A 20,156-nucleotide genomic window follows, 5' to 3' on the forward strand; every position below is an offset into this window, starting at 1 on the left:
GAGAGGTTGACACACAAATAAACAGATCCTGTTTCGGTTAGGCGAGACAGGATTTTTTATTTTATAATGTTTTTAGAAACATTGTAGGCGTTAATACACTTAGCTTACTCCTTTTGTAGTCTTTAATATTTCGCGTAATTATAGCATTAATTGATCCATGGTTTTCAGCCGAAAAATTTTGGAGTGCATCTTCAAAATCTGTGAATTCAGAATCGATTGAAGTCAAAATAACATTTTTGTCAATTATTAAAATATCTAAAAAAGTAAATAATATCTTAAAGTCGGCCAAAATATCTTTATGACTAAAGTGTTTTCTCAACAAATAATACGTGTTGGCTATTATTAAACCCGAAACAAAACCATTGATTTTTTGGTTGACACATAAATTCAGAATTTTTGATGAATCAATAAAAAATGGTTCTCGTTTCAGAAAAAAATCAAGTAAAACATCAGAATCAATGAGAATGTTATCTTTCATTATTATTTAAATATTTTTGATATTTCTCATCCTTGACTTTCTGTAGTTCTTTTTTATAATCATAATCATCAGGTAGTTCTACTTTCGGGCGGAGCATCAAAGATTTTATGATCGGAGAAAGCTCATCATCGTCTCTTACAATCTCTTCTTTTTTGATAACAGCTTTTAAATAATTTTCTACCACTGCAGATAGGCTTCTGCCTTGCTGTTCTGCATAAGCTTTTGCCTGTTTAATAACAGACTTATCTATAGTTAAGGTTAGTTTAGTGTTCATGGCCTTATAATTGCTGATGTCAAGATGTATTGATGTAAAGATACATAGATGCTTGGATACGTGCAAAAATAAAATATAACACACGTGTAATTTTGTTTGCACCTTAAATCTTCCACCTTAAAACCCTCTACCTTTTTCTTATCTTTACCACGTGAGCAATACCATAATCAACGTTAAAAATTTAACCAAGCAATATCAGGCAGAACAGGCCGGAGGGATTAAAAATGTAAGTTTTGAAATCAAAAGAGGCGATATAGTGGCCATAATCGGAGAGAGTGGCAGTGGAAAATCGACCTTGCTGAAATCCATTTACGGATTGCTCAAGACCGATGAGGGTGAAATCTTTTTCGAAGATCAAAGGGTTAAAGGTCCCGATGAACAACTCATCCCAGGCCACAAACAGATGAAAATGGTTACGCAGGATTTTTCGTTAAATATTTATGCGAAGGTTTACGATAATATTGCCTCACAGCTATCGAACACAGACCTTAAAACCAAAGCCGAAAAAACGCTTCAGATTATGGAACATCTTCGGATTTCGCCACTGCAGAACAAAAAAATTATCGAACTGAGCGGCGGAGAGCAACAGCGCGTGGCCATAGCAAAAGCAATGGTTGCCGATACACAGGTTTTACTTTTAGATGAACCTTTTAGTCAGGTTGATGCGTTACTTAAGAATCAACTGCGTGCCGATATTAAACGAGTAGCCTCCGAAACTGGGGTTACCGTAATTTTGGTTTCTCACGATCCGGCCGACGGTTTATTCTTAGCAGACCTGTTACTTATAATAAAAAATGGAGAATTGCTGCAAACTGGAAAACCAGCTGACATTTACCAGCATCCCAAACACATTTATACCGCTCAGATTTTAGGCAATGCCGTGGTTTTATCGAAAACTGATGCCGAAAAAATTGGTTTAAAAACGGAAAAAGAATTCGTTGTGTTTTATCCCGAATGGGCTGAAATAAGCAATAGTTGGAGCAGCAGGCGCTATGAGGTAAAGGATGTGTACTACAAAGGTTTTTATGATGAACTGCTTTTAGAAAGAAATGGTGTTAACATCCGTGCTTTGCAGCTAAACAGGGGAGAGCATAAAAAAAACGACCACGTTCAATTGAACATCAGTCGTTTTTTGGAATTTTAAATACTAGTTATAAATCGTTTCCAACAAGAACTATTTTTACCCTTACTGTTGATGTAGGTTTTATTGGAGTTGTTGCCTGGTAATCTGAACTTTGTACATCGATAGATACTCCACCTTTGTATACTTCGAAGCTGTATGCATCAACATTATAAACAAATGGTAATGCAATATAACTTGCACCACTATTGTAGGAAATGTAAACCAAAGTTCCTTCATTGTCGACATGATACTGGTCGATTTCAGGTACAGAAATATCTGCAGTAAATGTTTTTTGATCATTACTTAATACCCATGCGTTGGGAGATATATCTTTAACGACAGTTAAAATGGCATTGGCTGGTTGAACAATCGTGTCTTTTTTGCAAGAAGCCAGACCTAGTGTGGCAATGCAAAGCATTAAGATGGTAAATTTTTTCATGTTGATTAGTGTTTATTTGTGTGTGTGATATTGGTATTACAAATCTGTTGCCAAAAAAATATAATTGTGGATTAATGGATTAATTATTGTGCAACAGATTAAATACATAAATGTTGGTACCTTATTTTTTTAAACATGAAGTTCTTTTTTCGCCTCTTACCCTGGTTAATTTTAATCGTTGCAGGGTATTTATTTATTTCCAAAAAGTTCAGTATTAATACCTCCGTAGAGAGCAAACATCAGCTTCTGGTAGAGAAAATTGAGGCAATTGGTAAATTAGAGCTGGTAAGGTACCAGATCAGCGATGTTTTAGAACACAAAAATAAAACAGACTTTTTACCCGAAGCCAGTGTTTTGTTGATTGTTAAAGCTGAAGCGGTAGGCTGTATCGACTTAACAAAAATTACCCGTGAAGATATTAATATTGATGCGGACACCGCTGTAGTAAATTTGCCACAGCCTGAAATATGTTATGTAAAAATCGACCATAAAAACTCGCGTGTTTACGATACCAAAATGGCTTTCTTCCGCGAGGCTGGTTTGGTAGATGAAGCATATAAAGCAGCCGAAAGACAAGTAACTGCTGAGGTTAAAAAATCGAGTATTTTAACGCAGACTAAAACCAATGCTACAACGGTACTTAAACCGATTATAGAAGGTTTGGGCTATAAGAATGTGAGGTTTACTTTTGAGTAGGGTTTAAGGTGGAGGGTTTAGGGTTAAGCGATCGTCACATAGTGTCGTCATCTCGACCGGAAAGCAGTGGAGTGGAGAGATCTGCCTCGAGATAGATTTAGCTTCGCTGAGCACTTCGTGGTTCTCGACTGCGTTGCACTCCGCTCGAATGACGGCTATCGGTTTTACTTCAAAAAATCTTCCCTATGCGGATTAAAAATATCGATCAATAATCCGGCTTCTAAACATACAACGCCATGAAATACGTTTGATGGGGCAAAGAAAACATCACCTTCATTTAAAATTTTCTTATCATCGCCCATGGTTACTTCAAAACTTCCTTTTGCTACATAACTCATTTGTAAATGAGGATGATTGTGGATGGTACCAATGGCATCTTTTTCAAATTCTACTTTAACCAACATCAACTGGTCATCGTAAGCCATAATTTTGCGTTTAACACCTGCTCCTAAATCTTCCCAATCAATATCGCTGTCAGAAATTAATGCCTTGTTGTTTAAGTCTTTGAAATTCATTTTTCTATTAAGATGTGTCATGTTGAGCTTGTCGAAACACTTTAATTGTCCTTCGACAGGCTCAGGATGACAAAGAAATTAAATTATACTTTGTGTGCTTAGCGAAAAAACTTTGCGCCCTTCGCGGTTAAAGAACCTTAAACCAAATATTCAAACAAAGTCTGGTCCTGGTTTAGCTCAATAATTTCAAATTTAAAATCTTTCATGCGTTGCAATAAACTTGCATAATCGTTTTTATTAGAAAGTTCGATACCAACCAATGCAGGGCCATTTTCTTTATTTGTTTTTTTAATAAACTCGAAACGGGTAATGTCGTCCTGTGGACCTAAAACTTCATTCACAAATAACTTTAAAGCACCTGGTCTTTGTGGGAAACGTACAATGAAATAATGTTTTAAGCCTTCAAAAAGCAAAGATTTCTCTTTAATCTCTTGCATGCGCTCAATATCGTTATTCCCGCCACTTACGATACAAACTACCGTTTTACCTGCAATCTGGTCTTTAAGCTGATCTAATGCGGCCACAGAGAGTGCTCCTGCAGGCTCAACCACAATGGCATCTTCGTTATACAATTTTAAAATGGTTGTACAGATTTTTCCTTCAGGGATTAAATGCATCTGATCCAGCAGTTCCTTACAATATTCGTAAGTGATATGGCCAATTCTTTTTACAGCTGCACCATCCACAAAGCGGTCTATTTCTTCTAAAGTAAAAGGACCGCCATATTCCATTGCCGTAACCATTGATGGTGCACCAAGTGGTTCAACACCAACTAATTTCACTTCAGGTTTAACGGTTTTCATGTAAGCGCTTACACCCGATGCTAAACCGCCTCCGCCAACCGGCATTACAATCATATCTAGTTCAGGTAGATCTTCGTAAATTTCTACACCAACCGTTGCCTGTCCTTCAATTACTTTTTCATCATCGAAAGGTGGAATAAAAGTAGCTGATTTTTCGGCACTATAAGCCAAAGCTTCCTTTAAACAATCATCAAAAGTATCGCCTACTAAAACCACTTCAACATTGTCGCCACCAAACATGTAAGTTTGTTTAACCTTTTGTTTCGGTGTAATCTCTGGCATAAAAATCACCCCTTTAATGCCGAGTTTTTTACATGAATAGGCCACACCTTGTGCATGGTTACCAGCACTTGCACAAACTACACCGTTAATTAATGCATCTTGTGGCAAGGAGCTAATTTTATTGTAGGCACCACGCAATTTATACGAGCGTACAATCTGCAGGTCTTCTCTTTTTAAATAAATATTGGCATTGTAATGAGCAGAAAGTCCGGCGTTAAACTCTAAAGGCGTACGTTTTACCACCCCTTTTAACCTTTGCGATGCAGATAAAAAATCTAATGTATTCGGTGTTGTAGTATTCATAATTTAGTATCAAGAAGAGAGATATGAGTATCGAGACTAATATTTCACTTGTATTTTTTTGTAAAGCACGGTTTGGTGTTCCATCGGTTGCAGCTGTCCTGCTTTACATTTTATTTCGCTGCGCTTCATGTTCATTCCAATCAGGTTTAGGTGGGCTAAGTTTGTATTCCAAATTTAAATCCTCCACTTGCCCTCCCGAAAAGACGGGATAAACTCTCCAAAGGGGTACACCCTCAAAGTTTTTAAGGCAATTCTCAGCTTGCTTTTAGCTTTAGTCTTTAACCTTTCAGCTTTTAAGCCAAATGCAAAGCAACCAATTGGTTTAAATCGTAATCGTTAATACCTTGTTTGCTATCGGCTAAAACCAAAAATTGTTTGTAAACAATATCTAAATGATCTTTTTCCAATTTATGGCCTAAACGGTCTAAATGGTGTTTTAAAGCATGGCGTCCGCTTCTTGCAGTTAATACAATGGTTGCATCAGGGAAACCAACATCTTCTGGTTTAATAATTTCGTAGTTCTCGCGGTTTTTCAAGAAACCATCCTGGTGGATACCTGAGCTATGAGAAAATGCATTTCCACCAACAATTGCTTTATTCGGTTGTACCGGCATATTCATCTGGTTCCGCACCATGTGGCTCATTTCATAAAAACGGGTAGCATCAATCTGGGTATTTAAGCCCAAAATCTTGTGGGTTTTCAAAATCATGACGACTTCTTCCATTGATGTATTCCCTGCGCGCTCTCCGATGCCGTTTATCGTACATTCTACCTGACGGGCACCATTTTGTAAGCCTGCGATAGAATTCGCTGTAGCTAAGCCTAAATCATTGTGGCAGTGCACAGAGATAATGGCTTTATCGATATTTTTTACGTTCTCTTTCAAAAAAAGAATTTTCGAGCCGTATTGATCTGGTAAGCAATAACCGTTGGTATCTGGAATATTTACCACGGTAGCACCGGCAGCAATTACTGCTTCAACCATTTTAGCTAAAAATTCGATATCGGCACGGCCGGCATCCTCTGCGTAGAATTCAACATCTTCCACAAATTTTTTCGAATACCTTACGGCTTCAACAGCACGTTCTAAAATTTCTTCGCGGGTACTGTTAAATTTATGTTTAATGTGGAAATCGGATGAACCAATCCCAGTATGGATACGAGGTCTTTTTGCATAACGTAAAGCATCTGCAGCAACATCAATATCATTTTTATTTGCACGGGTTAACGCGCAGATAATTGGGTTGGTAACTGCTTTTGATAATTCAATTACACTGTTAAAATCTCCTGGACTAGATACCGGGAAACCAGCTTCAATCACATCAACACCTAAAAGCTCAAGTGATTTAGCGATTTCTACTTTTTGGTTTGTATCTAACTGGCAGCCTGGAACCTGCTCCCCGTCACGCAATGTCGTGTCGAAAATATAAACTTTGTTCGGGTCGTGAATCATAATCTTAAGTTTAGGAAGTGATTAATTTTTGTGATAAGAATTTAAGAACCAATTTGCCCATTTCGGCTGTGCCTAAAACTTTAAACCGGTTTGTATTTTGGTCGGCAATGTCATGTGTTCTAAAACCTTCTTTCAATACCTGGTCGATGGTGTCAACCAATAATTTGGCTTCTTCTTTTAGTCCGAAGCCAATTTCCAACATTAATGCTGCCGATAGGATAGAAGCCAATGGATTAGCTAAATCTTTACCTGCAATATCATGTGCAGAACCGTGGATCGGCTCGAAGAAACCTGTGCTTTCGCCAACAGATGCTGAAGCCAGCATACCCATTGAACCTGCAATCTGCGAAGCTTCATCTGTCAAAATATCTCCAAATAAATTGGCCGTTAAAACCACATCGAATTTCTTAGGGTTTTTGATCAACTGCATGGCTGCATTATCGATGAACATATGCTCTGTTTCTACATCGGGATATTGTTTTGCAATTTCCTGAACAGTTTCGCGCCATAAGCGAGAGCTTTCTAAAACATTGGCTTTATCTACCGAACATAATCTTTTGTTACGTTGCTGTGCAGCCTGGTAAGCTTTATGTGCAATGCGTTCTACTTCATAACGGTGGTAAATCATTAAATCTGAAGCCGTATTACGGTCCTCAGAACGAATTTTTTCACCAAAGTAAACATCACCCGTTAATTCGCGGAAGAACAAAATATCGGTTCCTCTTAAAATTTCCGGTTTGATGCTCGATGCCTGAAGAAGTTCATCAAATAGTAATATCGGACGGAGATTAGCGAATAAACCCAGTTCCTTACGGATTTTTAACAGGCCTTGTTCCGGTCTAACTTTTAAACTTGGGTCGTTGTCGTATTTGGCGTGGCCAATTGCGCCAAAAAGGATAGCATCACTTTGTCTTGCTTTTTCTAAGGTTTCATCTGGCAAAGGCTCGCCAGTAACTTCAATAGCCGCATGGCCCATTAAAGCTTCCTCGAACACAAATTCATGGCCAAAAATTTCGGCAATTTTCTCTAATGCTGCTTTTCCCCAAGTGGTAACCTCGGGCCCAATACCGTCTCCAGGTATTACTAAAATGTTCTTCTTCATTGTTGACTCCTCTTTTGCTTTACAATTGCTTATTGGTTGCCACGGAAGCACAGAAATCACAGAAAAATTTTGTTTCCGTGGTCACCGTCTTTCCGTGGCTAAGCTTGCATCAGCTTAATATTTCTGTGTTTAAACTTTCGACGACTTTTACCTCGCCTTTTTCTAACAATATTCTTTTTTCTATGCAGGTTGGCAGCTGCGATTCAAAATGGCCAACGTAAATTAAGGTCATCCCGTTGCTGCACAATTCATCAACCAATTGGTTAAAATGTCTTGTTTGCTGTTGGTCTAAACCCTGGCAAGGTTCATCCAGAATTAATAGTTCCGGATTTTTTATAATCGTTCGCGCTAATAATACCAATCGCTGTTTACCGAGTGGAAGTGCGGTTAATAATTCATTTTTGTTATCGGTTAATCCAAAATATTCAATCAGCTCATCAACTTGAGCTCTTTTGCTATAAGGTAGTTGCTGAAACAAGCCCACGGTATCGTAAAAGCCCGAAGCAATACACTTCCAAACGGTTGAAGTGGCATCGAAATACCAATGAAATTCTGGCGATATTAAACCAATATGCTGCTTAATATCCCAAATGCTTTCGCCTGTTCCACGCCTGTTGCCAAACAAATAAAGCTCGTTGGCGTAAGATTGGGGGTGATCGCCATTGATTAAACTCAATAAAGTGGACTTTCCTGAGCCATTAGGGCCTTGCAATAACCATTTTTCGCCAGCCTTAACTTCCCAGTTGATATTTTTTAGCACCTGTTTTTCTCCATAGCTGATGTTTACATCAACCATCTTTACCATATCAGTTGATGAATAAATTGGCGACTCCTTTAAAAAAGCGGGGATCTTCCTTTTATGTATTTCGGGTGGAAGATCTCCAATTTCTCTTGAAAATGAGCTAACAATCTGCCCGTCTATAATCTCCGCAAAAGAATCGATGCTTTCTGGAAATTCTAAATCATTACAGATTAAAATTAATTGTACACCTTCTGCTGTAATCTGGTCTAAAAGTACATTCAGGTTTTTTCGCGATGCTTTATCTAAACCGGTATAAGGCTGATCGATAATTAACAATTGAGGTTTTAACCATAAGGCTTTAACAAGCTGCAGTTTTTTATGTTCGCCGCTTGATAATTCGATTAGCTGTGAACTGGCAAAAGTAGCAAAGCCCAGTGCTTCTAAAATGGGTTCAACCAGATCGAAATGAAGTCCTTTTTCTTTGCCGTAAGCTACCAGTTCTGCATGTACTGTCAAAGTATCATTGGCCTGTAAACTGGTGTAGCGTTGCTGATAATAAAAGTTTGCAATACCTTCGAGATTTTTAAACTGATACCAGCTTTCTACAAATAAAACTTCGGCCGGTAATTTACTTTGGGCGTCGTAATTGATTTCAATGCTACCCTGTGAAGGAATTAAACCTGCAATCGCTTTAGCCAAAGAAGTTTTTCCGCTCCCACTTTCACCCCATAAAACCCAGTTTTGGCACACATTTACTTCCCAATACAAATCCTTTAGCACCGCTTTATTGCGGTAACTTAAGTTTAGGTTTTGTATGTAGACAAATGGTTTAAGCATTATTTTGCCTCTTCAAATTCTGCGATTAATTCTTTTTGGGCTAAGATGAAATCGATATCATCATAACCGTTTATCAAACACGATTTTTTGTAAGGATTGATCTCAAATGATTCCTGAGCACCGGTTTCTACAATGGTAACCGTTTGATTTTCTAAATCAACTTCTAGGGCTGATTTTGGATTGTTGTCAACCGCGTTGAAAATCTGCGCCAAGAACTCATCACTTACCTGGATGGGTAATAAACCATTGTTCAAAGCATTTCCTTTAAAGATATCGGCAAAGAAACTGCTGATTACCGCGTCAAAACCAGCATCTTGAATAGCCCATGCAGCGTGCTCGCGACTGCTGCCACATCCAAAGTTTTTTCCTGCTACTAAAACCTGACCGCTATAGGTTGGGTTGTTCATCACGAAATCAGCTTTAGGCTGGTTATCGTTTTCATAACGCCAATCGCGGAACAAGTTTTCGCCAAAACCCTCGCGGGTAGTCGCTTTTAGAAACCTCGCAGGGATAATCTGATCGGTATCAATGTTCTCTATGTTTAATGGCACTACTGCCGATGTTAATTTTGTGAATTTTTTCATGTCAATTAGTATCAAGTAAGGAGTATCAAGTAGCGAGACTTGTATTCCACTTTTTATCTTTATTCTTTAAGCCTTTTACTTAATGGTGGTAGTTTTATGCTCCATGTTTTTACCCTCCACCTTAAGCCTTACAACCCTCTACCATTTCAAAGTGTTCAACTGTTGGGAAAGGATCATAAAAGTGATGCAATAACTTTTTCCAATCCTGATATGCTGCTGATCCTCTGAAACCTTCGGTATGTGCCTCCAGTGTTTTCCAGTTTACCAACAGGATATATTTATTTTCTACCGCTATACATTTTTGAAGCTGATGCGAAATATAACCTTCCATTGAGGAAATGATTTTTTCCGCTTCACTAAAAGCTTTTTCAAAATCAGCCGATAATCCGGCTTTTACATTTAGTATGGCAACTTCTAGTATCATATATTTTAAAAGTTGTCATTCTGAGGAACGAAGAATCTGTTTCTTAGCTTGCAGATGCTTCCTTCGTCAGTATGACTTTATTTTAAGCCTTCTCCAACAAATCCCTTACATCGGTAATTTTTCCGGTTACGGCTGCTGCTGCTGCAGTAAGTGGACTGGCCAATAACGTACGTGCATTTTGCCCTTGTCTGCCTTCAAAGTTTCTGTTTGATGTAGATACACAATATTTACCTGCCGGGATTTTATCTTCGTTCATACCTAAACAGGCACTACAGCCTGGTTCGCGTAACTGGAAACCAGCAGCTTCGAAAATTTTATCCAAACCTTCGTTTTTAGCTTGTTGCTCAACTTGTTTTGATCCTGGAACTATCCAAACCGTAACATTATCAGCTTTGCGTTTATCTTTAACAAAATCGGCAACTTCGCGTAAATCTTCAATGCGTGAGTTGGTACAGCTTCCAATGAATACATAATCAACCGGTTTCCCGATTAATGAAGAGTCGTCATCAAAGCCCATATAATCTAACGCTTTCTGGTACGAAAGTTTCTCTTTTTCTGGTTGTGCACCAGTTGCCGGAATATGTTCCTGAATACCCATACCCATTCCTGGGTTTGTACCATAGGTAATCATAGGTGCAATATCTGCGGCATCAAAAGTTAAAACACTATCGAATTTTGCATCAGCATCACTATATAATGTTTTCCAATAAGCTAAGGCTTTATCCCACTCTTCGCCGGCTGGAGCAAATTCTCTTCCTTTAATGTAATCGAAAGTAGTTTGGTCAGGTGCAATTAATCCACCGCGTGCACCCATTTCGATACTCATGTTACAGATCGTCATACGAGCTTCCATACTTAAAGCTTCGATTGCCGAACCTGCATATTCTATAAAATAACCTGTACCGCCTGCGGCAGAGATTTTGGCAATAATGTATAAGATAATGTCTTTCGCGCCAACACCTTTTCCAAGCTCGCCGTTTACCTCAATTTTCATGGTTTTAGGTTTCGACTGCAATAAACATTGCGTTGCAAACACCTGCTCTACCTGCGAAGTACCGATACCAAATGCGATGGCACCAAAGGCACCATGGGTTGAGGTATGGCTATCGCCGCAAACCATTGTTTTACCAGGTAAGGTGATACCCAACTCAGGGCCGATAACATGTACAATGCCTTGAAAAGGATGCCCTAAACCATACAGTTCTACACCGAATTCTGCACAATTTTTGGTTAACATGTCCACCTGATAGCGTGAAAGCTCCTCTTTAATTGGCAATAACTGATTTAATGTAGGTACGTTATGATCGGCCGTTGCTACAGTTTGTTTCGGACGGAAAACAGGTAATCCTCTTTTGCGCAAACCATCAAATGCCTGCGGAGAGGTTACCTCGTGTATTAAGTGTGTATCAATGTATAAAATATCAGGAAATCCTTCTTCACTTTTTACAACGTGAGCATCCCAAATTTTTTCTACTAATGTTTTTGACATTTTATTATTATTTAATGTTTGTCAGTCCGAACTTGTCGAAGATTTTTTCGTTATAAACAAAATGAGTTCCTTCGACAGGCTCAGGATGACATTCTTTTTGTTTCTATGCTGTTTTAATCGCTTTCATTGCAGTCATTGCTTTACGCAAGGTTGCTCCAATCTGTTCTACCTGGTGAGAACGGATAGCCTCATTGATATCGATTAATTGTCTGTTATCAACAGCGCCATCTTTACCTTCGTTGAAGTTTTTACCAACTAAATCAGTGTCTACTTTTTTCATGAAATCGCCCAAAAGCGGTTTACAAGCCTGATCGAACAAATAACAACCGTATTCAGCAGTATCAGAAATAACACGGTTCATTTCGAACAACTTCTTACGTGCAATGGTGTTGGCAATAAGTGGTGTTTCGTGTAACGATTCGTAGTAAGCCGATTCTGGTTTGATACCTGCCTGTACCATGGTTTCGAAAGCCAATTCAACACCAGCACGAACAAAAGCAACCATTAAAGTATAGTTATCGAAATATTCCTGCTCACCGATTTTAACATCACCAGCAGGCGTTTTTTCGAAAGCAGTTTCACCTGTTTCAGCTCTCCATTTTAATAAATTTTTATCTCCGTTTGCCCAATCTTCCATCATGGTACGGCTAAATTCGCCACTCATAATATCATCCTGGTGTTTTTGGAATAATGGGCGCATAATATCTTTTAATTCTTCCGAAATTTCGAAAGCTTTGATTTTAGCCACATTGCTTAATCTGTCCATCATGGCCGTAATACCACCTTGTTTTAAGGCTTCGGTAATTACCTCAACACCATATTGAACCAATTTAGAAGCGTAACCTGCATCGATTCCTTTTTCTACCATTTTATCGAAAGATAGGATAGAACCTGTTTGCAATAAACCACAAAGGATGGTTTGCTCGCCCATTAAATCTGATTTTACCTCAGCTACGAAAGATGATTTTAATACACCAGCTCTGTGACCGCCTGTACCTGCGCAATATGCTTTTGCCTGTGCCAATCCTTTACCTTGAGGATCGTTTTCAGGGTGAACTGCAATTAAGGTAGGAACACCAAAACCACGAACATATTCTGCTCTAACTTCGCTACCTGGGCATTTAGGCGCAACCATAATAACGGTTAAATCTTTACGGATCTGCATACCCTCTTCAACGATATTGAAACCGTGAGAATATAACAAAGTAGCTCCTTCTTTCATTAACGGCATAATTGCATTTACAACAGCAGTATGTTGTTTATCTGGAGTAAGGTTAATTACTACATCTGCATTTGGAATCAGTTCTTCGTAAGTGCCAACTGTAAAATTGTTTTCAGTTGCATTTTTCCACGAATCGCGTTTGCCTTCAATTGCTTCCTTACGTAAAGTGTAGCTTACATCTAAACCACTATCTCTTAAATTTAAACCTTGGTTTAAGCCTTGTGCGCCACAACCTACAATTACCAGTTTTTTACCTTTTAATGCGCTAACGCCATCTAAAAATTCAGAACTGTCCATGAAGTCGCAAACACCTAATTGGTTTAATTTTTCTCTAAGAGGTAATGTGTTAAAATAATTTGCCATTGTTTTTTATTGGTTAATTTCTATTTAATTATCGTTATATATTCTTTTTTTCTGCAGGTTGATTACACAGATGAGGTGATTACACTGATTTTTTTTATTATCGGTTCATATCTCATCCGTTTCCATCATCCATTTTTTTCCTGCGGATTGATTACACAGATGAGGTGATTACACTGATTTTTTTATTATCGGTTCATATCTCATCCGTTTCCATCATCCATTTTTTTTCTTCGGTTTGATTTCACAGATATAGTGATTTCACCGGTTTTTTATTTGAAAAGCAGGTTCCTGTGCTTTTCGGTTGTTTCAGTCCCGCTTTCCGTAAAAAATTTAGAATGTCATGCTGAGCGTAGTCGAAGCACAGTCTAAAATTTTTACTGCTATCGGGTTTATTTTAGTTGGGCCTGTTTTTCAAAACCCTCATCCATCTTACATCTTTTTATATCTGTCTTTTCAGTGCCCATGCATAACCTTGGTGTACATTATCATGACCAATAGTTGTGATCAGAATTTCTTCAATGCTGTTCATCTGTACGCCATAGGTAGCTGTTGTAAAAGGAGTGATGTTTGAGAATTTTCCGTTTGCATAATCTTCCTTTATTTTTTCAATGCTTTCCAATGCTATAACTTTCAATTCTGCTACTTCTTCTTCTGTTACGGTGTAAGTTGGCTTCGTATCTTTTTTATAATACTCGTTAAATTTTACCGAAACAGCATCTTGCAATACACCTGTGCGAACATAACAAAGCGTTTGTGTGCTCACTACAACATGGCCAAAATTCCAGATAATGTTATTGTTGTAACCATCGGGAATTTTATTTAATTCTTCAATTGTTAAACCTTCTATTAACTTAATAAATGCCTTGCGTGAGTTTATTATAAAATCAAATACCTCGTTCATCATATTATACTTCGTATCTATCTAATTATCGTTTTGTTTTTCAGCTTCGGTTAATGTTTCGTTAAAGGTAATCTTGTTAAAGAACGGGTCGTTTACTGTTACTGCCCAGGTTCCGTAAAAAGTTTTCTCTAAACCTGGCCTGTTGTACTTATATTTTTTATCTATTATTTCTTTATGAAATGCTTTCAATCCTGTACAATCTACATATACATTTGCACCGGGAGAACTATCTCCATGGTGCTCACTTAAATGGAGTTCGATGTCACCTAATGAAATCTGCATATAAACAGGGGTATTTTCTTCAAACGTGTGTTCCCAGTCTATTTTAAAGCCCAACCAGTTTACGTAAAACTCTACTGCTTTATCGTAATCGAAAATTCTTAAAATCGGTATGGCTTTATTGCATTTCATGTTCTCGATTTTTCTTAAAAGATTGCTTCGTCTTTCCTCCTCGCAATGACGGATTTGTTATAGACCTTACATCGTAAAAATCTTCTGTCCTTTTTCTAAAAACTCGTTTTCTACCAATTCTTCACCTGGTTCGAAAGCTTCGAATTCCTTTAGTTTTTCGTGGAAACCGGCACTGTCTTTAATAATGGCTACTCTTGCAGATCGTACAAATTCAATTAATTCGTAAGGTTCTAAAGCTTTTACCAAAGCATCAGTTTCTTCGCGGTGACCAGTTACTGCAAAAACGGTATAGTCTTTACGGATCACTACTGCACTTGCACCGTATTGTCTTAATAAACGCTCTACAGTTACTTTTTCTGCAATTTCATCTGTAGAAACTTTGTAAAGCGCCAATTCCTGCCAGATAATTTCTTCGTTGGTGTTGAAATAAACTTTCAATACCTCAATCTGTTTTTCTATCTGACGGGCCAGCTTCCTCACTACTTCGTAACCTTCGTGGATGACGATGTTGAAACGGTGTATTCCTTCAATTTCAGATGCGGAACTGTTTAAACTTTCGATATTGATTTTTCTTTTCGAGAAAATAATCGCAATCCTGTTGAGTAAACCAATGCGGTTTTCGGCGTACACCGTAATGGTATATTCCTGTTTTCCTTCTAGGTCAACGGTGTCTTCTGTATATTTTATTTTATCTTCAGTACTCATGATAGTTTCTTTTTTATCTTAAACCTCTACCTTACTTCAACCTGATTTCGCTTACACTCATTCCTTGTGGAACCATTGGGAAAACATTATTTTCTCTGCCCACCATAACCTCTAATAGGTAAGAACCTTCATGGTTGATCATAGTTTCTAGTGCCTGTCTTAAGTTTGCACGCTCATCAACTTTGCCCGCTTCGATATAATATGATTTTGCTAAAGCAACAAAGTCAGGACTTGTGATATTCACGAAAGAATAACGCTTATCATGAAAAAGCTGTTGCCATTGACGAACCATACCTAAAAAGCGGTTGTTCAAGATCAGAATCTTCACTGCTGCGCCAAATTGCATAATGGTACCCAATTCCTGAGGCGTCATCTGGAAACCACCATCACCGATAATAGCGATAACGGTTTTATCAGGTGCGCCATATTTAGCGCCAATTGCTGCTGGTAAACCAAAGCCCATTGTACCTAAACCACCAGAAGTAATGTTGCTGCGGGTATTGTTAAATTTAGCATAGCGACAGGCTACCATTTGGTGCTGACCAACATCGGTAACGATTACGGCATCACCACCACAGATTTCGTTGATGTTGCGCAATACTTCGCCCATGGTCATTTCATCACCAGTTGGATAAAGTTCGGGAGTAATGACTTGATCTATTTCCTCCTGGTTATATTGTCTGAACTTAGCTAACCAATCTTCGTGTTTGTTTTCGTTAACTAAATTGGTTAATAGGGGTAAAGTTTCTTTACAGTCGCCCCAAACACCAACTTCTGCTTTAACATTTTTATCAATTTCGGCAGGGTCGATATCTAAATGTACAACTTTAGCTTGTTTGGCATATTTATCTAAACGACCGGTTACACGGTCATCAAAACGCATACCGATGGCAATAATTACATCAGCTTCGTTCGTTAATACGTTTGGCCCGTAATTACCATGCATCCCTAACATACCTACATTTAGTGGGTGTGAAGTTGGGATAGCACCTTCGCCCATAATGGTCCATGCAGCAGGGATTCCTGATTTATTGATAAAAGCTTTGAATTCTTCTTCAGCTTTTCCCAAAATAACACCTTGTCCAAATAAAATGAAAGGTTTTTTTGCTGAATTGATTAATTCGGCTGCCTGCTCGATATATTCTACCCTAACTTTTGGCTTCGGGCGATAACTGCGGATGTGGTTGCACTTTACATATTCAGGGAATTCCTCCAGTTGTAATTGTGCATTTTTGGTAATATCGATTAAAACAGGACCTGGTCTACCACTTTTAGCGATATAAAAAGCTTTAGCCAATACCTCTTGAATTTCTTTGGCATCAGTAACCTGATAGTTCCATTTTGTAACCGGAGTAGTAATGTTAATCACGTCAGTTTCCTGAAAAGCATCCGTTCCCAATAAGTGGGCGAAAACCTGTCCGGTGATACAAACCAATGGCGTACTATCGATTTGTGCATCTGCCAAACCAGTAACCAAATTGGTTGCACCTGGCCCGCTGGTTGCGAAAACAACACCAACTTCGCCGCTTGCTCTTGCAAAACCCTGAGCAGCGTGGATACCACCTTGCTCATGGCGAACTAAGATGTGTTCTAATTTATCGGCATAATCATAAAGAGCATCATAAATAGGCATGATTGCTCCTCCCGGATAACCGAAAATGGTGGTTACACCTTCTTCAATTAATCCATTCAACAAAACCTGCGAGCCTGTTCCTTTGAATAAGGTTTTTGAGGTTTCTGCTTTCGCCTCGTTTTGTTGTATTGTATCTTGTGCAGTTTCCATAGTTATGTTTTTGCGGTTCTACTATTCTTTAATTTTAAACCCAATTCTTTGTCTGTCGTTCCATTTTAATTGAGCAACTTTCTCGTCTATTAAATTTTCCATTGCATCATACAGCTCGTTGAGCTGAACATCATGTTCACCAATCCGTTCTTTAATTTCTATCAATTGTTCGTTAAGGTTGCTTTGCTTCAGCAAAATTTTACGAACATCAACAAAGGCTCTCATAATGGCAATGTTCATATTAATCGCCTTATCACTTTTCAAAACACCACTCAGCATGGCTACCCCTTGCTCAGTAAAAGCGTAGGGCAATTTTCGAGTACCTCCCCAACTTGAAGTCACAAATTGTGACTTCAAGTTGGTTCCGCCTTTCATCACAATTTGTGATGATCTACCTTGACTACTTGCATCAATCTGAAGTCTTATCTCTTCAAACTCAGCAGAAGTTAACTGAAACATAAAATCTTCAGGAAAACGCTTTATGTTACGTTTTACCGCCTGATTCAGTGCCTTCGTTTCAACTTCATAAAGCGATGCCAAATCGAAATCCAGCATTACTCTTTCTCCCCGGATTTCATAAATCCTATTCTGAATACTTTTAATTATTTGCATAATCTATTTTATTAGTAATCAATTAATCTGGGGGATGATTTTTTGATTTTAGTATTCGTCAGTTACGCAACCACTAGCTGCGTCTGAAACGGTTTTAGCATATTTATATAAAACACCTTTTGTTACTTTTAATGCTGGTTGTACATAGTTTTTTCTACGCTCGGCAATCACTTCTTCGCTAACTTGCAGGCTAATGATGTTGTTTACCGCATCGATCAAAATCCGGTCTTCATCTTCTACCAAGCCTATTAAGCCACCTTTGTAAGATTCAGGTGTAATGTGACCAACCACAAATCCATGCGTACCACCAGAGAAACGTCCGTCGGTAATTAAAGCCACTGATTTGCCTAAACCAGCACCAATAATTGCTGAGGTTGGTTTTAACATTTCTGGCATACCTGGCGCACCTACCGGACCAGAATTTTTAATTACGATTACATCGCCAGGTTGAACACGTCCGCTAGAAATTCCGGCAATTAAATCGTGTTCGCCGTCGAATACACGTGCAGGGCCTTCAAATTTCTCACCTTCTTTTCCACTTATTTTTGCAACAGAACCTTTTTCAGCCAGGTTTCCGTAAAGAATCTGTAGGTGACCAGTGGCTTTAATCGGCTCACTTAGTTTCTGGATGATTTTTTGATCATAATCCATGATCGATTTTACATCGGCTAAATTCTCAGCCATGGTTTTTCCGGTAACAGTTAAACAATCGCCATGTAATAAACCCTCGTTTAATAAATATTTCAATACTGCCGGGATACCTCCATATTGATGTAAATCCTGCATTAAGTATTTTCCACTAGGTTTGAAATCGGCAAGTACGGGTGTTACATCACTCATGCGCTGGAAATCATCTTGGGAGATTTCGATACCGATAGCTTTACCCATTGCAATAAAATGTAATACTGCATTCGTACTGCCACCTAAAATAATAATTGAACGAATGGCATTTTCGAATGCTTTTCTCGTCATGATATCTGATGGTTTGATATCTTTCTCTAATAAAATTTTGATGTATTTACCTGCATCTAAACATTCTTGTTTTTTCTCCTCGCTGATTGCTGGATTCGAAGATGAATAAGGCAAACTCATACCTAAAGCCTCAATTGCTGATGCCATTGTGTTTGCAGTATACATCCCTCCACAAGCACCTGCACCAGGGCAGGTATGTTTTATGATGCCCTGATAGTCTTCTTCAGAAAGGTTACCACATATTTTCTGCCCCAGCGCTTCGAAAGCTGAAACAATGTTCAATTCTTCGCCTTTGTAATGGCCAGGCGCAATCGTACCACCATAAACCATAATTGAAGGGCGATCTAAACGTGCCATGGCCATAATCGCGCCAGGCATGTTTTTATCACAGCCAGGGATAGAGATAATTCCATCGTAATATTGGCCACCACAAATGGTTTCGATACTATCAGCAATTACATCACGGCTTACCAACGAATAACGCATTCCATCAGTACCGTTGCTCATCCCATCACTTACACCAATGGTATTAAAAACCAAGCCGACTAAATCATTTTTCCAGACCCCAGCTTTGACGTCTTTTGCAAGATCGTTAAGGTGCATATTGCAGGTGTTACCATCGTAACCCATACTTGCAATACCGACCTGCGCTTTAGCCATATCAGCATCAGTTAATCCGATTCCATAAAGCATAGCTTGCGCTGCCGGTTGTGTAGGGTCTTGTGTAAATGTTTTACTGTACTTGTTTAATTCGCTCATTGTTTAAATTGTATGTATTCTGTTGTATTTCAATTATTTCTTTTTGAGGCAAAAAAAAACCGCCTCTTGTGGGAGGCGGTTTCGATATGGTATATTTTTAATATTATACGCAACGATTTCCACCTCTCTTTTGAGAAATGACAATAATTAGGTTGCTAATAATGTTTGTGTTTATATTCATGTCTTTGATGAATCACAAACATACTAACTATTTAAAAAAGTAAAGAACTATTTAATCTTATTTATTTTTTACTCCGATCACGATTCCTGTTGCCCAAACCTGCTTGGTTAAGTGCAGATCATCACGGGATTCTAAATCTTTGATCAATTTTATAGCCTTATCCTGGTGGCCATCAGGCCAATTCGATTGTGGCAACATATCATCGATGATGTAAAGTCCGCCGGTATTAAGCATAGATATCGCCTCATCTAAAAGCAAATATTTTCCATGCCAGGTATCAGCAAAAATATAATCGAACTTTTTGTCTTTATTCTTTTCAATCCATTCCGCACCATCGGTATCAACTAATGTTAAGCGTTCATCCTCACCAAGAAAAGTTTTGGCAATCGCTAAAAATTTAGCGTCGTTATCTATCGAGGTAAGTTTACTATTTTGATCTAAACCATCTAATATCCAGGAAGTAGATAAACCTGTTCCTGTTCCAAGTTCCAGAAATTTACCTGAAGGCTTGGTAGAAGCAAGTGTTCTGAGCAAAGAGCAGGTCAGCACATCAGATGCCATGTCAAATCCTGATGCTTTTGTTGCACCATTAATTTGCTGGTAGGCCTTCGGGAAGTGTTGATTGATTTCTTCAGTCATCTGTTTTTACTGCTTGGATGCTTCTTTTTACTTAATGTTTAGGTTATTTTATTGATTTTTCGA

Annotated in this window: 21 protein-coding genes; 2 read left to right on the forward strand and 19 right to left on the reverse strand. The window is 38.4% G+C overall.

The window, feature by feature from the left end:
* Positions 1-61: 61 nt before the first annotated feature.
* The gene (locus LQ201_RS18045) at positions 62-478 is read right to left on the reverse strand and encodes a PIN domain-containing protein (protein ID WP_230144781.1); all 417 of its coding nucleotides are present in this window, start codon (positions 476-478) and stop codon (positions 62-64) included.
* Positions 468-752, reverse strand: a complete 285-nt coding sequence (locus LQ201_RS18050; RefSeq protein WP_230144782.1) for a DUF6364 family protein — start codon at positions 750-752, stop codon at positions 468-470. Before LQ201_RS18050 ends, LQ201_RS18045 begins: the two co-directional genes overlap by 11 nt.
* A gap of 151 nt (positions 753-903) precedes the next feature.
* On the opposite strand from LQ201_RS18050, the gene LQ201_RS18055 reads away from it, so the two are divergent.
* The gene (locus LQ201_RS18055; protein ID WP_230144783.1) at positions 904-1,896 is read left to right on the forward strand and encodes an ABC transporter ATP-binding protein; all 993 of its coding nucleotides are present in this window, start codon (positions 904-906) and stop codon (positions 1,894-1,896) included.
* A gap of 7 nt (positions 1,897-1,903) precedes the next feature.
* Here the strand turns inward: LQ201_RS18055 and LQ201_RS18060 are convergent, their stop codons facing one another.
* Positions 1,904-2,314: a hypothetical protein gene (locus LQ201_RS18060; RefSeq protein ID WP_230144784.1), complete on the reverse strand. Its 411-nt coding sequence runs from the start codon at positions 2,312-2,314 to the stop codon at positions 1,904-1,906.
* 135 nt (positions 2,315-2,449) lie between these two features.
* Here LQ201_RS18060 and LQ201_RS18065 point away from each other — a divergent pair, with 135 nt between their 5' ends.
* On the forward strand, positions 2,450-3,010 hold the full coding sequence (locus LQ201_RS18065; protein WP_230144785.1) for a DUF4230 domain-containing protein: 561 nt from the start codon (positions 2,450-2,452) through the stop codon (positions 3,008-3,010).
* Positions 3,011-3,174: 164 nt separating this feature from the next.
* On the opposite strand, the gene LQ201_RS18070 is transcribed toward LQ201_RS18065, so the two are convergent.
* The 16 genes from LQ201_RS18070 to LQ201_RS18145 form a co-directional block, all read right to left on the reverse strand.
* The gene (locus tag LQ201_RS18070; protein ID WP_230144786.1) at positions 3,175-3,525 is read right to left on the reverse strand and encodes a cupin domain-containing protein; all 351 of its coding nucleotides are present in this window, start codon (positions 3,523-3,525) and stop codon (positions 3,175-3,177) included.
* Positions 3,526-3,662: 137 nt separating this feature from the next.
* A complete protein-coding gene (gene ilvA / locus LQ201_RS18075; protein WP_230144787.1) occupies positions 3,663-4,913 on the reverse strand; it encodes a threonine ammonia-lyase IlvA in 1,251 nt (416 codons plus the stop codon).
* A 293-nt stretch (positions 4,914-5,206) separates the two neighbouring features.
* Positions 5,207-6,367, reverse strand: coding sequence for a 2-isopropylmalate synthase (locus tag LQ201_RS18080; RefSeq protein ID WP_083488690.1), 1,161 nt, complete (start codon positions 6,365-6,367; stop codon positions 5,207-5,209).
* Positions 6,368-6,377: 10 nt separating this feature from the next.
* On the reverse strand, positions 6,378-7,469 hold the full coding sequence (gene leuB, locus LQ201_RS18085) for a 3-isopropylmalate dehydrogenase (protein ID WP_057931994.1): 1,092 nt from the start codon (positions 7,467-7,469) through the stop codon (positions 6,378-6,380).
* Positions 7,470-7,578: 109 nt separating this feature from the next.
* Positions 7,579-9,048 carry an ATP-binding cassette domain-containing protein gene (locus LQ201_RS18090; RefSeq protein ID WP_230144788.1) on the reverse strand — a complete coding sequence of 490 codons (1,470 nt, stop codon included), beginning with the start codon at positions 9,046-9,048 and terminating at the stop codon, positions 7,579-7,581.
* Positions 9,048-9,632 carry a 3-isopropylmalate dehydratase small subunit gene (gene leuD / locus LQ201_RS18095; RefSeq protein ID WP_230144789.1) on the reverse strand — a complete coding sequence of 195 codons (585 nt, stop codon included), beginning with the start codon at positions 9,630-9,632 and terminating at the stop codon, positions 9,048-9,050. Before leuD ends, LQ201_RS18090 begins: the two co-directional genes overlap by 1 nt.
* A 121-nt stretch (positions 9,633-9,753) precedes the next feature.
* Positions 9,754-10,056, reverse strand: coding sequence for an antibiotic biosynthesis monooxygenase (locus LQ201_RS18100; protein WP_230144790.1), 303 nt, complete (start codon positions 10,054-10,056; stop codon positions 9,754-9,756).
* An 82-nt stretch (positions 10,057-10,138) separates the two neighbouring features.
* Entirely contained in the window at positions 10,139-11,545 is a 1,407-nt protein-coding gene (gene leuC, locus LQ201_RS18105) for a 3-isopropylmalate dehydratase large subunit (protein ID WP_230144791.1), read from the reverse strand.
* A 103-nt stretch (positions 11,546-11,648) separates the two neighbouring features.
* A complete protein-coding gene (ilvC, locus tag LQ201_RS18110) occupies positions 11,649-13,130 on the reverse strand; it encodes a ketol-acid reductoisomerase (RefSeq protein WP_116251731.1) in 1,482 nt (493 codons plus the stop codon).
* A 439-nt stretch (positions 13,131-13,569) separates the two neighbouring features.
* The gene (locus LQ201_RS18115) at positions 13,570-14,034 is read right to left on the reverse strand and encodes a DinB family protein (RefSeq protein WP_230144792.1); all 465 of its coding nucleotides are present in this window, start codon (positions 14,032-14,034) and stop codon (positions 13,570-13,572) included.
* 18 nt (positions 14,035-14,052) lie between these two features.
* Complete coding sequence (locus LQ201_RS18120) at positions 14,053-14,442, reverse strand: glyoxalase superfamily protein (protein WP_230144793.1); 390 nt, start codon at positions 14,440-14,442, stop codon at positions 14,053-14,055.
* A 66-nt stretch (positions 14,443-14,508) separates the two neighbouring features.
* Positions 14,509-15,147: an acetolactate synthase small subunit gene (gene ilvN, locus LQ201_RS18125; protein WP_057931987.1), complete on the reverse strand. Its 639-nt coding sequence runs from the start codon at positions 15,145-15,147 to the stop codon at positions 14,509-14,511.
* A 31-nt stretch (positions 15,148-15,178) separates the two neighbouring features.
* Entirely contained in the window at positions 15,179-16,930 is a 1,752-nt protein-coding gene (ilvB, locus tag LQ201_RS18130; protein WP_230144794.1) for a biosynthetic-type acetolactate synthase large subunit, read from the reverse strand.
* A gap of 21 nt (positions 16,931-16,951) precedes the next feature.
* Entirely contained in the window at positions 16,952-17,542 is a 591-nt protein-coding gene (locus tag LQ201_RS18135) for an ORF6N domain-containing protein (RefSeq protein WP_230144795.1), read from the reverse strand.
* A 48-nt stretch (positions 17,543-17,590) separates the two neighbouring features.
* Positions 17,591-19,273: a dihydroxy-acid dehydratase gene (gene ilvD / locus LQ201_RS18140; RefSeq protein WP_230144796.1), complete on the reverse strand. Its 1,683-nt coding sequence runs from the start codon at positions 19,271-19,273 to the stop codon at positions 17,591-17,593.
* A gap of 238 nt (positions 19,274-19,511) precedes the next feature.
* Positions 19,512-20,093 (reverse strand): O-methyltransferase, encoded by a 582-nt coding sequence (locus LQ201_RS18145; protein ID WP_230144797.1) that lies wholly within the window; start codon positions 20,091-20,093, stop codon positions 19,512-19,514.
* Positions 20,094-20,156: the final 63 nt, after the last annotated feature.

The organism is Pedobacter sp. Bi126 (assembly GCF_918698245.1).
In the GTDB taxonomy this organism is placed as follows: domain Bacteria; phylum Bacteroidota; class Bacteroidia; order Sphingobacteriales; family Sphingobacteriaceae; genus Pedobacter.

Coding starts and splice junctions, on each gene's coding strand:
- LQ201_RS18045 (WP_230144781.1), bottom strand. CDS start 478: ATGAAAGATAACATTCTCATTGATTCTGATGTTTTACTTGATTTTTTT.
- LQ201_RS18050 (WP_230144782.1), bottom strand. CDS start 752: ATGAACACTAAACTAACCTTAACTATAGATAAGTCTGTTATTAAACAG.
- LQ201_RS18060 (WP_230144784.1), bottom strand. CDS start 2,314: ATGAAAAAATTTACCATCTTAATGCTTTGCATTGCCACACTAGGTCTG.
- LQ201_RS18065 (WP_230144785.1), top strand. CDS start 2,450: ATGAAGTTCTTTTTTCGCCTCTTACCCTGGTTAATTTTAATCGTTGCA.
- LQ201_RS18070 (WP_230144786.1), bottom strand. CDS start 3,525: ATGAATTTCAAAGACTTAAACAACAAGGCATTAATTTCTGACAGCGAT.
- ilvA (WP_230144787.1), bottom strand. CDS start 4,913: ATGAATACTACAACACCGAATACATTAGATTTTTTATCTGCATCGCAA.
- LQ201_RS18080 (WP_083488690.1), bottom strand. CDS start 6,367: ATGATTCACGACCCGAACAAAGTTTATATTTTCGACACGACATTGCGT.
- leuB (WP_057931994.1), bottom strand. CDS start 7,469: ATGAAGAAGAACATTTTAGTAATACCTGGAGACGGTATTGGGCCCGAG.
- LQ201_RS18090 (WP_230144788.1), bottom strand. CDS start 9,048: ATGCTTAAACCATTTGTCTACATACAAAACCTAAACTTAAGTTACCGC.
- leuD (WP_230144789.1), bottom strand. CDS start 9,632: ATGAAAAAATTCACAAAATTAACATCGGCAGTAGTGCCATTAAACATA.
- LQ201_RS18100 (WP_230144790.1), bottom strand. CDS start 10,056: ATGATACTAGAAGTTGCCATACTAAATGTAAAAGCCGGATTATCGGCT.
- leuC (WP_230144791.1), bottom strand. CDS start 11,545: ATGTCAAAAACATTAGTAGAAAAAATTTGGGATGCTCACGTTGTAAAA.
- ilvC (WP_116251731.1), bottom strand. CDS start 13,130: ATGGCAAATTATTTTAACACATTACCTCTTAGAGAAAAATTAAACCAA.
- LQ201_RS18115 (WP_230144792.1), bottom strand. CDS start 14,034: ATGATGAACGAGGTATTTGATTTTATAATAAACTCACGCAAGGCATTT.
- LQ201_RS18120 (WP_230144793.1), bottom strand. CDS start 14,442: ATGAAATGCAATAAAGCCATACCGATTTTAAGAATTTTCGATTACGAT.
- ilvN (WP_057931987.1), bottom strand. CDS start 15,147: ATGAGTACTGAAGATAAAATAAAATATACAGAAGACACCGTTGACCTA.
- ilvB (WP_230144794.1), bottom strand. CDS start 16,930: ATGGAAACTGCACAAGATACAATACAACAAAACGAGGCGAAAGCAGAA.
- LQ201_RS18135 (WP_230144795.1), bottom strand. CDS start 17,542: ATGCAAATAATTAAAAGTATTCAGAATAGGATTTATGAAATCCGGGGA.
- ilvD (WP_230144796.1), bottom strand. CDS start 19,273: ATGAGCGAATTAAACAAGTACAGTAAAACATTTACACAAGACCCTACA.
- LQ201_RS18145 (WP_230144797.1), bottom strand. CDS start 20,093: ATGACTGAAGAAATCAATCAACACTTCCCGAAGGCCTACCAGCAAATT.